Annotated in this window: 13 protein-coding genes; all 13 read right to left on the reverse strand. The window is 47.1% G+C overall.

The window, feature by feature from the left end:
* Positions 1-77: 77 nt before the first annotated feature.
* Positions 78-875 (reverse strand): ATP-binding protein, encoded by a 798-nt coding sequence (locus BBEV_RS11660; protein WP_069365625.1) that lies wholly within the window; start codon positions 873-875, stop codon positions 78-80.
* Entirely contained in the window at positions 872-2,824 is a 1,953-nt protein-coding gene (cooS, locus tag BBEV_RS11665; RefSeq protein WP_069365626.1) for an anaerobic carbon-monoxide dehydrogenase catalytic subunit, read from the reverse strand. Before cooS ends, BBEV_RS11660 begins: the two co-directional genes overlap by 4 nt.
* Positions 2,825-2,998: 174 nt before the next feature.
* Positions 2,999-3,637 (reverse strand): Crp/Fnr family transcriptional regulator, encoded by a 639-nt coding sequence (locus BBEV_RS11670; protein ID WP_069365627.1) that lies wholly within the window; start codon positions 3,635-3,637, stop codon positions 2,999-3,001.
* Between the two features lie 55 nt (positions 3,638-3,692).
* Entirely contained in the window at positions 3,693-4,715 is a 1,023-nt protein-coding gene (hypE, locus tag BBEV_RS11675; RefSeq protein ID WP_069365628.1) for a hydrogenase expression/formation protein HypE, read from the reverse strand.
* Between the two features lie 20 nt (positions 4,716-4,735).
* Positions 4,736-5,851: a hydrogenase formation protein HypD gene (gene hypD, locus BBEV_RS11680; RefSeq protein WP_157100974.1), complete on the reverse strand. Its 1,116-nt coding sequence runs from the start codon at positions 5,849-5,851 to the stop codon at positions 4,736-4,738.
* Positions 5,832-6,056 carry a HypC/HybG/HupF family hydrogenase formation chaperone gene (locus BBEV_RS11685; protein ID WP_069365629.1) on the reverse strand — a complete coding sequence of 75 codons (225 nt, stop codon included), beginning with the start codon at positions 6,054-6,056 and terminating at the stop codon, positions 5,832-5,834. The genes hypD and BBEV_RS11685 overlap by 20 nt, the downstream gene beginning before the upstream one ends.
* Positions 6,057-6,074: 18 nt before the next feature.
* On the reverse strand, positions 6,075-8,399 hold the full coding sequence (gene hypF / locus BBEV_RS11690) for a carbamoyltransferase HypF (RefSeq protein ID WP_069365630.1): 2,325 nt from the start codon (positions 8,397-8,399) through the stop codon (positions 6,075-6,077).
* Positions 8,345-9,010 (reverse strand): hydrogenase nickel incorporation protein HypB, encoded by a 666-nt coding sequence (gene hypB / locus BBEV_RS11695; protein WP_069365631.1) that lies wholly within the window; start codon positions 9,008-9,010, stop codon positions 8,345-8,347. The genes hypF and hypB overlap by 55 nt, the downstream gene beginning before the upstream one ends.
* A complete protein-coding gene (locus BBEV_RS11700; protein ID WP_069365632.1) occupies positions 8,991-9,368 on the reverse strand; it encodes a hydrogenase maturation nickel metallochaperone HypA/HybF in 378 nt (125 codons plus the stop codon). Before BBEV_RS11700 ends, hypB begins: the two co-directional genes overlap by 20 nt.
* Before the next feature lie 4 nt (positions 9,369-9,372).
* Positions 9,373-9,780: a zinc finger domain-containing protein gene (locus tag BBEV_RS11705; RefSeq protein WP_069365633.1), complete on the reverse strand. Its 408-nt coding sequence runs from the start codon at positions 9,778-9,780 to the stop codon at positions 9,373-9,375.
* Positions 9,722-10,261 carry a HyaD/HybD family hydrogenase maturation endopeptidase gene (locus tag BBEV_RS11710; protein ID WP_069365634.1) on the reverse strand — a complete coding sequence of 180 codons (540 nt, stop codon included), beginning with the start codon at positions 10,259-10,261 and terminating at the stop codon, positions 9,722-9,724. The genes BBEV_RS11705 and BBEV_RS11710 overlap by 59 nt, the downstream gene beginning before the upstream one ends.
* Positions 10,236-10,940: a Ni/Fe-hydrogenase, b-type cytochrome subunit gene (gene cybH, locus BBEV_RS11715; protein WP_069365635.1), complete on the reverse strand. Its 705-nt coding sequence runs from the start codon at positions 10,938-10,940 to the stop codon at positions 10,236-10,238. Before cybH ends, BBEV_RS11710 begins: the two co-directional genes overlap by 26 nt.
* A gap of 16 nt (positions 10,941-10,956) precedes the next feature.
* A complete protein-coding gene (locus tag BBEV_RS11720) occupies positions 10,957-12,675 on the reverse strand; it encodes a nickel-dependent hydrogenase large subunit (protein WP_069365636.1) in 1,719 nt (572 codons plus the stop codon).
* Position 12,676: the final 1 nt, after the last annotated feature.

Raw genomic sequence — 12,676 nt, forward strand, 5'->3', positions numbered from 1 at the left:
TCCATTCAGCTGCATGTATTTTTAATCGAAAAGGAGGACTCGCAATGAATGGAGTCCTTCTGTTGATCTCTATAAAGTTAGATGAGTTGCCGATTAATTTTACTTGAGAGCGAGGAAAGCATCGACTCACATGTTTGTTTCAGATCATCGTCAAGCTGCTCATAGATCGATGCATGTGCTTCATCTGCTTCGATGAAAACCGGATGGTATGGAATCGTTCCAATCACATCTTCTTCAGGAAAATTATCCGTAAAAGTGGAGCCATTCGTCTCAATCCATTTATTTTTGATCACAAAACAGTCATTGATCCCGATATCGAGTGCCAGCTGTTTTACTGCATTTGCTGTTTCAATACTTCTTTTCCCTGGTTCAACAACGATCACAAGGGCATCAACGCTTTGTGCTGTTGAACGGCCCAAATGTTCCAGGCCTGCTTCGAAGTCAATTACCAGGGCATCTTCATCTTCTGTGACCAGGTGATTGAGTAACGTTTTTAAAAGGGAACTTTCAGGACAGGCACAGCCGCTTCCGCCTTTGTTGGCATTCCCCATCTGCAGCAGGTGAATATTGTTTCGTGTAATCGTGTATTGTTCAGGAATATCATCCACTTTCGGGTTCAGGGCAAACCAGCTGCCCTGTACGCCTGGTTCAGCACCCGTCTTCTTTTTGATCAGCTCACGATCGTCGGCGATGGTTTTCGTCCGGGATAATTCAGTCGGATCAAACCCTAAAGCCATGCCTAAGTTTGCGTCAGGGTCTGCGTCGACGGCCAGTACCCGATGACCTTTTTCCTGAAGCAGATTGGCAAAAATAGCCGACATAGTTGTTTTCCCTACCCCGCCTTTACCGGAGAAAGCGATTTTCAGCTGCTTCATGTCGTGGCCTCCTCTACAGTACTCAGTCCGAGTAATTTCCGTTTCATATCAATGCGTTCGATCAATTTTTCAGCTGCCAGAACCGGGTCTGGCTCATAAATGAGTTTCCCGCCAAATAATCGATCCGTCGTGACTTCCTCATCGCCCCGATTTCCCGTTAAGGTATGAGTGACCAGACTGGATCCGGATACTTGCGGATCTACACCGACATGGACATCCACCCCGTGACTGATGAAATAGGTGCCGATTGATAATGCTTTGGGATTATGTGTTTCAGGACAACTTCCTACAACCGGAATATCAGAAATTGCGATGTCCAATTCATCTGCGAGGGCTTTTAACAAATCCGCAGGGCGTGAATTATCCACGCAGCTGCCCATATGAAGAGCCGGCGGCAGTGAAGGCAAACCAGCCTGTTCACCGAGCAGTTTCAGCACTGATTTAACACCTTCTCCGCATTCTTTGACGCCATCTGGATTCATTAAGCCGTTTTTCGCCAGGGAATGGGCTGTGCAGCCTGTGGTCAGGACAAGCACATCTTTTTTCATCAATTCTTTCGCAACAGTCACATTGCCTACATCCTGCTTCTCTCTTGGATTCGTGCAGCCTACCATGGCTGCAATCCCTCTGATTGTACCATTCTTCAGAGCATCAATCAGCGGTTGAAGCGGTTTTTCTTCATTTAATTTTGAAAGGACATCGGTAATCTGTTCGGCAGAGAATCCGGCATATGCTTCCACTGTGTCTTTTGGAATCGATACATTCTGATGATCCCGGTTGGCATAGTTTTTGATCGCTTTTTCAACGATTTCTTTTGCTGCTTCATCGGCATGTTCCGGTTCAAAATCCACATGCGTGGCGCCTGCAATTTTCACGTGTCCAAGCGTTGTGATGATTTCTGTATGATAACATTCGGCCACCTGTTGAATCCCGGGCATGATGCATTGGATATCCACGACCATAGCCTCGAGTGCTCCGGATACAATCACGAGCTCCTGCGAGGAGAAACTTGAAGCAATCGAAACACCCTGTCTCATCAGCAGTTCATTGCCTGAACAGCAAACGCCAACGATGTTGATTCCTTCTGTTCCGGCGGCTTTTGCCTGGTCGTCAAGCTTTCTGGCCCATTCAACGACCTTTTCTGAAAGAAGGGGAATGTGACCGTGAACAGCAATATTGATTTTGTTTTCATCGAGTACACCCAGCGAATAGTTTGCTTTGACGGCTTGAGGAGTACCGAACAGCACGTCCTGCAAATCTGTTGAGAGATGCAGACCGCCGTAGCCATCAACAATTCCCAAGTTAATGCCACCTAAGAGCAGGTTGATCGGATCGGCATCACTTCCCATGGCTCCCCGTGTGACGGCTTTGGCGATTTCGAGATGAGAATTGACCGGAGCTAATCCGAGTGATTGCCACTTTGCAACTGATTTCTCCTGACCTCTGAAGCTCACCCAATTCATCGTGCCTTCTGGTCTTTGAAAATCTTCCAAAGCTTTCAACGCCACGTCCTTGGCGACTTCGTTGACCGATTTTCCCTCTACGGAAAGGTTGAGACCTTCGGCAATTCTGTAAAGTTTACCGACATCTTTAATGTGATAAGGCGCTTTTCCTTCGGCTGTGTGCAATAAGGCGAGGGCTACTTCTCTGGCATGTTCGGCATGTGCTGCCGTTCCTTGAATCAATGAATTCATGAAATTCCGGGCGACGATCGTGTCAGCATTCGCTCCGCAAACACCTCGTTGAGGGCCTTTCCCGTTCGGCTGAATCCGGCAGGGTCCTTCAAGACAGAGACGGCAGCACACACCTGCAGATCCGAAGGGGCACCTCGGAGACATCTGATCTGCACGGTCGAATGCCGTTTCAACCCCTTGTTCCCGGGCTTTGCCAAGCATATCCTGGACCTGAACGTCCATTGACACATCAACAGGATTTCTTGTTTTGGCCATTAATACCACTCCTACTTTTATTTTTGTAAGCCTTTTCATAAAAGTAACATAAAGAAAATCTGTTGTTTGTCGCCCAGCAGACATTTTCTTAATCGTTTAAGATAATTTACGCACGTTAAAAGATAAGTGCAAATAAGGCTTTCGCCATTGCATTTAGCGGAAAGCCTGGTTTTCTTAATGTTTTAAGTGGTCATACAATTTTTCGATTTCCAGAATCGTTATCTTTCTGGATTTAAGAGAAATCCATCCCCATTCCTGAAGCTCTTTGAGGATTTGATTCACTGTTTGTCTCGAACATCCGACCATGGCAGCGATTTCTTCCTGTGTTAAACCCAATGTCAAATGTACTTTTCCTTTCTCTGTTTCACTGCTTTTTTCTGCCATATAGACCAGGGTATAGATGATCCTTGTCTGTACATTATGAAAGACAAGACCTTCGATGATATTAAAGGAATGATGCAGTGTTTTACCCAGCAATTTCAGGACTTTAACCGCAAAAACCGGCGATGACTGCAACATGGTTATGATCGTCTCTTTCGGTATGATCTGCAGTTCGGTATCTTCAATTGCTATCCCAACGCCGCGTGCATGGCCGCTGTAAATATCCCCTTCACTGAGAATGACAACGGTGTATTCCTGTCCATCAATCGATTCAAAGGAAACTTTGATGCTTCCGGACTTCACATAATAAAAGTGGTCCGGATTGGATTGGGAATGAAAGACGATCGCACGCTTTTCATAGGAGGAAACTGGATGATTCGAGTCATGCTGATCCTGGAATAAATGTGAGCTGTTCTTATTGAGATCGTTCATGGTGTACTCCTCCAAGCTGTATTCTAAATAACAATCAGTATAGCATAAGTTCATGTCAGCAGATTCTTGGTAATTGAATTTCAGGGAGCCTCCGCTTAACTTTGTCCACTCCCAGAGCAGTCCTCAGAAACAATCGTCCTTCAGGACACTCAACGTGTTTTATATGGCCGATGATTGCAGCTTGCTCTCCGAGAGGATGGGCTTTCATCGTTTGTAACACCCGTTTGGCCTCATCTTTTTTTACAATCATCACGACTTTCCCTTCGTTCGCAACATACAAGGGATCGTAGCCAAGTAAATCACAAGCCCCTTTTATCGGTGGGGATAAAGGAATTTCCTCCTCTTCAAGAACCAGATCCAGATGTAAATCCGAGCATGCTTCAATCAATGTTGTAGCCAGTCCCCCGCGTGTCGCATCCCGCATAAACTTCAAAGCAAAAGGATGGGTTTCGCGTAAATGGTGAATGAGATGATTGAGAGACGCACAGTCTGACTCGACTTCATTCGTGATCGGCAGATCCTCTCTCAACGCCATAAGGGTCATGCCATGATCGCCAACGGTCCCATTCACCAGTATCACATCGCCTTCTTCGATTGCGGGTATCCCGGAGTGATTTTTATCACAAAGCCCCACACCTGTGGTATTGATAAACAAGCCGTCACAAGCGCCGTGCTCAACGACTTTTGTGTCTCCTGCAATGATTTTGACATTGGCTTTCCGGGCTTCTTCGGCCATGGATAAAACAATTTGTCTCAGTTCATCGACGGAGAAGCCCTCTTCAATGATCAGTCCGCAAGTGAGCCACTTGGGCGTAGCAAAAGATACCGCCAGGTCATTAACCGTTCCGGCAACAGCTAGCTTTCCAATATCTCCTCCGGGGAAATGGCGGGGGCTGACAACGAAACTGTCCGTCGTAATTGCAAGCCGGTTTGCATCACAGTGGACCAGTGCCGCATCCCACTTTGCTTCTTCATGATGTTCAAATGCTTGCACAAAAATATCCCGGATTAAATCATGTGTTTTCTGTCCGCCGTCGCCATGAGCGAGGGATATAAAGTCAGATCCTATTCTTATCATACGACGTCACCTTCTCTCTGTCAGACGATTGTCTCTTTCATCTCATAAGCTGCGGAACAGCTGCCTTCGTGTGATACCATGCAAGGTCCAACCGGATTGTCCGGAGTGCAGATGCGATCGAACAGTGCACATTCCAGAGGCTGAATTTTCCCGGTCAACACATCTCCGCAGCGGCAACCGGTTTTTTTAACCCGATGCGGTGTCTGTGTCAGGAGATCACTTGAAACACGAAAGTGGCTGAAACGATCGGTAAAAGCATACCCACTTTCGGGAATTTCACCGAGACCGCGCCAGGCTTCTTTTACAGGGGTGAGCATTTCACTGATCCACTGCCTTGCAACAGGATTGCCTTCGGCTGTTACAACCGCCTGGTAGTTATTGATGACCCCGGGGGTACCGGCTGTCAGCATATCGAGGTACTGCTTCAATGACGTGAGCATTTCATCGAGCGTAAAGCCACTGATCACACCCGGGATCGATCGGTTGTTTAAAAAATTAAAGTGACGCTCTCCGACAATCATCGCAACATGGCCTGGTAATATGAAACCATCCACCACGAGGTCTGGGTCATTCAGAAGCGTTGACAGGATCGGTTCAATCCGCTTCAAGGATAAATATACCTGTAAATTTTTCACTGATTTCTCTTCTGCTTCCCTGACTGCTGCGAGAATGGCAGGTATGGTCGTTTCAAAACCAATGCCAAGCAAGATGACCGTTTGACCCGGATTGTTTTCAGCAATCGTAACCGCTTCGGTCGGTGAGTAAAAAATCCGGATATCCGCGCCACGCTGTTTTTTCTCCATCAAGGTCGCATAAGATCCAGGAACACGCATCATATCACCAAAAGTCGTGAGAATAACTCCCGGCTGATCAACGAGGCTGATCATTTGATCGATCGCCGATTGATCCGTAACACAAACGGGACACCCCGGGCCGGAAATGAAACGAATGGCATGATCCAACCGGGTTTTCAAACCGGTTTGAGCCAAAGCAACCGTGTGGGATCCACAAACTTCCATAATCACTGGCTTCCTTCCGTTTTCTTTTTGATATTGTTTGGCCAGCGTATCAATTTGATGAATCATCTGTTCTCGTTCAGACTTACTCAGTTCAGGGTTAACGGGGGATTTCATCATTTAAAGCCCTCCACTCTTCAAGGCTTTGCAAGGCATACTCTTCATCGATGATTGACATGGCCTGTCCGGCGTGGATGATGACATATTGTCCAATTTCAACTTCGGGCACAAAAATGATGCCAACATCAACGGATGTCCCCATGACGTCGGCCGTTGCTTGATATCCGTCGATTTCTTTGACTTTGCCTGGTATTCCGATACACATCGGGATCCCCCCTGTTTTTCATTTTGATCTGTTCAGCCTCGCATTTGAAGCGATGAGTGCCTGTCCAAGACTGATGCCTCCATCGTTACACGGGATGTTTCGATGCGTTAAGACACTCAGTGATGAAGCGTTCAGCATTGCTTTAACACGTCGTTCGATATAAGGATTATGCATCGTCCCTCCGGAGAATAAAACGGCATTACAGCCGGTCTGAGTACTGATCGCAAGGGTTTCTTCTGCGATCATACGGGCCAGAGTCTCATGAAACATCCCCGCAATTTTCGTTGTGTCAACACCGTTTCGCTTTGCTTTGATCACGGCTGCTATCAGTTCATCAGTCTGATATACCCGCACATCCTTTTTCATTCTCCACGACGGCAGTTCAAACGGTTCAAAGCGATCGCTATACCGGACCATTTCCGAAAGTTTAATGGCGGCCTCGCCTTCTTCGAAAACCTCGTATACCACACCTAGAATCGCACTCACACAATCGAATAACCGTCCCGCAGAGGAGACATAATTCATTGCCAGATCACGTTGTACCATATGCTGCAGAAGGGCCCTTTCCTCCTCAGCGGGATGAAACCATGCCTGGATCAATGCATCTGCCTCATCCGTCTGATGAAGATACAGCCAGGCACTTGCCTGGCGCCAGGGGTATCTGGTGCCCTGATCGCCGCCGGGAAGAGGAAGAGGCTCGATGGATGCAAAGCGCTCAAAGCTGCCCACGTCTCCATAAAGCCATTCAAATCCCCACATCGTATCGTCATGACCATAACCTGTTCCATCAAGCATGACGCCAATGACCGGTTCATCCAGTGCCAACTTCCGATCAGCCATCATACTGACCATATGGGCATGGTGATGCCAGACATAATAAATGGGTAACGTCGTATCCCCAAGCCATGCTCGTTGCGGATAATTGGGGTGATAGTCCATGACCCAATCTGTGGGCTCAATCTGCGTTAACTTCCGGAAAGATTTCAGTAATGCTTTCGCTTCGTTTGCAGACGGCAGCTGATCGAGGTCCCCGTTATGCGGACCGACAAAGAGCTGCTTTCCCCGCCCGAATGTGAAGGTATTTTTTAATTGGGCACCGAGGGCAATGATACCGTCCACATCAAACGGCGTTACGATCGGGTCCGGCACAAATCCCCTTGCCCGTCTGTAAAAATGCGTCTGACCGTCTCTCACTTCCATCACAGAGTCGTCGATCGGTCTTGCGATTTTCCGATTATGAAACAACATACTGTCGACGAGATGATGTCCCCGTTCCAAGACATCTTCTTCATCAAAAAACATCGGTTCGCCAGACAGGTTTCCACTGGTCATCACAAGTGCATCAAACTTTTCCATGATTAATGCATGAAGCGGTGTCGAGGGAAGGAAGAGCCCGATCGAAGTCATCCCCGGTGCTACCGCCTCACTCAAGCCGGTTCTTTCTTTCTTTTGCATCACAACAACAGGTGCTTCAGCTGATTTGAGTAAGGATTCTTCCTCTTCAGACACAAGTGCAAACTGACGGGCTGAATCGATACTGTTTACCATCACGGCAAAAGGTTTAGTCGGGCGCTTTTTACGTCTTCTCAACTGCCTCACAGCTTGACTGTTCTTCGCATCACACGCGAAATGAAAGCCCCCTAACCCTTTAATCGCAACGGTCTTTCCTTCTTCCAAATCCCGGATCGTCCGGCTTAATGCAGGTTCATTTTCCAGGTTTCCTTCCCCGGTTCTTGACATGGAATGATATTTGAGTGAAGGACCACAAGCCGGGCAGGCAATGGGCTGGGCATGGTGCCTCCGGTTCATTGGGTCCGAATACTCTGCTTCACAGGCTGAACACAAGGGGAAATCTTTCATTGTCGTGACCGGCCGATCATAAGGCAATGACCGGATGATCGTGTACCTCGGACCACAATTGGTACAGTTAATAAACGGATAACGGTATCTTCTGTCATTGACATCCTTCATTTCAGTCAGACAGTCCTGACAAACAGCGGCATCGACAGGAATCACCAACGCCGAATGTCCCTGACTGGTGCTTTTACTGATCGTGAAATCTGTCAGGTTCTTTACAGGGCTATCCCACTGTTCGAAAGATTGAATTTTCGCGAGCGGGGGAAGTTCGTTATGCAATCGATGGATAAAAGTACTGACATCCTCCACATGTCCCTCAGCAAAAATTCTGACGCCATCCATATTATTTTGAACGTGACCGCTGATTCGTGTTTCATGTGCGATCCGGTATACGAATGGCCGAAATCCCACGCCCTGAACCCGACCGGTAATTACAACGTCACTGGCAACACGGTTTTTGCTTTCGAATCGATCCAGTTCACCCATGGCGTAATCCCCTCTTTTGTTAACGCAGAGACTTCGAATAATTCAGAATCAGGATTGATCTGGTTCAAATCTCTTCTGGCCTCTTCAACTGAAAATGGCAGGTAAGGCAACAAGTCCATCTTATTCAACAAAACCATTTCTGTCCGTTTGAACATGAAAGGGTATTTCGTAATTTTATCGTTCCCTTCCGGAATGCTTAACACCGTAATCTTATGATGCTGACCGAGATCATAGCCCGATGGACAGACAAGATTCCCGACATTTTCAATGAAGAGAATATCAACATCCTCAAGGTCGAATTCCGGCAGTACTTTCGTGATCATCCGGGCGTCCAGATGGCATCCGCCATTTGTATTGATCTGAACCGCTTTGGCTCCCGCTTCCCTGATGCGCATAGCATCTCTTTCAGTTGCCAGATCGCCTTCAATCACACCGATCCTGTATCGTCCGCTTAACTCTCTGATGGTCTCTTCTAAAAGGGTTGTTTTCCCAGCGCCAGGGGAACTCATCATATTGATGACCAACACCTGGTATTTTTCGAACAGGTTGCGATTAAAATCAGCGGCTTTGTTGTTATCCTGCAGCACATCTTCATTGAGCTTCACTTTCATCATATCTTCCTCCTTCATAACTGATAATTTGAAAGACTTCTCCTTTAATAATCTCTCCAGAAGGCATCTCACAGTCAGGACAGAATGCGAAACGGTTATCCGGCTTGTAATTTCGTTTACACACCGTACACCTCGCTTCAGCTGCTTCTTGTTCCATAACGAGCATGGCATCTTCAAGAAGAAAAGGATATTCTCCGGAGGCCTTCAGCATATCGAATGCCATGAACAGGGCTTCTGGCATCACATTGGAAATGTCACCAACGATCAGTTCAATTTCATTCACATAATCAAAGCCCTGACCGTTCTTATGGCGGTCAACAATGGCAAGGATGTCTTCCATAAGAGCTACTTCATGCATCGGCTCACCTCTTTTTTTTATAAAGAATGTGAAGTTGTTGACGAATGAATTTTACCGGGCGAAGATCCAGGTGATTCCTTGCTTCATCCGCTGTCCATTGAAAGTTACATGTGAAGCATTTAATCTCATCACTGAAACTTTGGTAATGTAGTGAAGACCGGCAATCAGGACAGATTAATGCCCATGCCTGCCAATCTTCGCCGGTTTGTTTAATCAAAAACGCCTGTTCATGAATCCAATACACGCGATCTTGATGAACGAACCCATGAACGGGCCACCACTCATAGCCTTGCATCGTAAGCCATTGCATCTTGGTATTTGAAACATCTTCTTGAATCAGTGGTTCAGCCGCTTCATATGAGGTTTGAATCAGACTCGATCGAAGTTCTTTGAGAAAGCCGGCTCGATTCATGCCATTCCCTCTTCCATTGTGTGACTTTCTTACGGATGACATCCATTAATTCCGGAATAGACTGTTGAACCGATTCTGTCAGCTCCGTTCCCATCACCAGTGACTCGGGTTGAATCCCGACGATTGAAATCTTTTCAGGATAACAGTCTTTCAGTTCAGCAACTTGAAGCACTTCCTGAAAGCCCAGCTGGTGCATCGACATTTTCAAAGAGAAATAATCAGGAAGATCATCACCCTCAAGAATAATGACGCTTCCTGGTGGCTGGTGATCTGCAATCGCATCAATAATCAGAAGCCCCTTCGCCTGTTCGACCGGCTCCAGGAGCCTGAGTCCGTCAGTGGACCCCTCAATCACCTCAACATCAGCGTCCTCTTCAAACAGGCGGATCATATCCGGCAAGATATGAATCCCCAGTCCTTCATCACGATAAAGAAAATTCCCAAGGCCGATGACTTTAATTGGCTTTTCGCTTTGGCTCATCGTCAGAACCTCCCGGATCATCCATTTCCTTGTAGCCGGTAAACATGCTTGAGAGTGTTTTATTTCGCTCCAGCCAGGTTTCCCGGAGAACAAAATAATGATGGGTCATCACAAAGACGAGAATGGCTACAGCCGAAAAGAAGTGAAGTCCGCGAATGTTGGCACTGTTTCCGAAAATGTTCGTCATCCAGGCAACCGAAGACCCGAGTAGCGTTCCAGGCTGTGGTTCGAACAGCAGAAACAAACCGGTAGCAATCACAATCAATCCACCGAGGCCCATAAAGATCCAGTACGACAACTCTGCAAGGGGATTGTGTCCTACATAGTGTTTTTTATTATTTTTCATAAACAGATAATGTTTCCCTGTTTCTAACACCCCAGTCCAGAATGAAGCCTTCAACGGATTGGATTTGGCATATTGATTCCCCACCAGAAAGAGATAGAATCGGAAGATCAGACTGGCAATAAACACAAATCCAAAAAAGAAGTGTATATACCTTGCCCATCCCATAACAAAAGAATAATAGGCTTCTTCTGGAATCCTTGCGCCAAAGAAAGGAGAGCTGATATAAAAACCCGTTATCAACAGAATGGTAATGGAGAGAGCATTTACCCAGTGAAATATTCTTAAAGAACGTTCCCAGACGAATACACGTTTTTTAGTCGAACCGGTTCCCATTACGAACGTCTCCTTTCTAAATAATCCGGATTTTTGTCGTTCCTTCCTTCTCTTTATCCGTCAGATGAACCGCGCAAGCCAAACACGGATCAAAAGAGTGGATGACGCGAAGAATTTCGATCGGCTGCTCAGGATCCGCAACCGGAACGCCCTTCAATGCTTCTTCGTATGGTCCCGGTTGCCCGGTATGATCCTTCGGTGAAGCAAGCCAGGTGGTTGGTACAACGGCCTGATAATTTTTAGCTTTGCCGTTTTCAATTTCAATCCAGTGACCTAAAGATCCCCGCGGCGCTTCCATCCATCCGACACCTTGAACATTATCGGGCCAGCTGTTTGGTTCCCATTTTGATGAATTAAATGTCACTTGATCACCTGTTTTTATATTGTCAATCAACGCATTCATGTCATCACGCAACCAGCGGACCATCAATCTTGTCTCCAGCCCTCTTGCAACGGTTCGCCCAAGTGCACTGTAAAGAGCGTCCATCGGTACGCCAAGGGCTTCAAGGGCTTCATCCACAACCTGCTGAATCTCCTCATTCCCCGATGCATAGCCTACCATCAGACGGGCGAGGGGACCTGTTTCCATAGCATGTCCTTTATAGCGTGGGGCTTTCACCCATGAATAACGCGCATCCGTATCCAACTGGTCAAATGGTGGTTTGGGACCGCTGTAGTTCAAATCAGTCTTCCCCTCCCACGGGTGGCGACCGTCTCCATCTTCCCGTTCGGCATCGTCATACCAGGCGTGATCGGTAAATTCCCGGACGTGTTCCGGATCTCTCAGATCGACTTCCTGAATATCTTCGAGCTGGCCATCAATGATGGCTCCTCTTGGCATCCGGTATTTCTCGACTTCACGGACATCCCCGGTGGAAAAATCACCGAATGAGAGGAAATTTGGTTTCGCTGCACCATACAGCCAGTCTTTGTAATAGGAACCGATCGCTAATAAATCAGGGATATATACTTGTTCTACGAAATCAAAGGCCTCATTGATTAATTTCTGCATGTGACTGAAACGCTCGGCATTAATCGCGTTGTCGGAGTTGATATCAATCGGTGTCGCCATGCCGCCAACAACATAGTGAGGATGCGGATTTTTTCCACCGAGGATGGTATGAATCTGCACGATGTTCTTTTGCCAGTCCAACGCTTCAAGGTAGTGGGCAACAGCAAGAAGATTCACTTCAGGTGGAAGTTTATACGCCTCGTGACCCCAGTAGCCATTGGCGAAAATACCTAACTGTCCGCTGTCAACCAGCTTTTGAACTTTATCTTTCACGCCTTGAAAATAGCCCGGGGACGATTTTGGCCAATCTGATATGGACTGAGCGATTTGGCTGGTTTCTTCGGGGTCTGCTTCCAATGCATTGACTACATCAACCCAGTCGAGGGCGTGCAGATGATAGAAGTGAACAACATGGTCATGAACAAACTGCGTTTCATTCATAATTTCCCGGATCAGTGAAGCATTTCGGGGGACTGTAATATCAAGTGCATCCTCTACTGACCGGATCGACGCCAACGCGTGAACCGTCGTGCAAACGCCGCAGATTCGCTGAACGAAAGCCCATATATCACGGGGGTCCCGGCCGACAACAATTTTTTCGATGCCTCTGACACCTGTCCCACTGCTGTAAGCTTCTGTAATGTATCCGTTTTCAAAATCAGCTTCAATCCTCAAATGACCTTCAATGCGCGTTACCGGATCGACTACTATGCGCTCGCTCACG

Source organism: Salisediminibacterium beveridgei, assembly GCF_001721685.1.
Classification (GTDB): Bacteria; Bacillota; Bacilli; order Bacillales; family Salisediminibacteriaceae; genus Salisediminibacterium; species Salisediminibacterium beveridgei.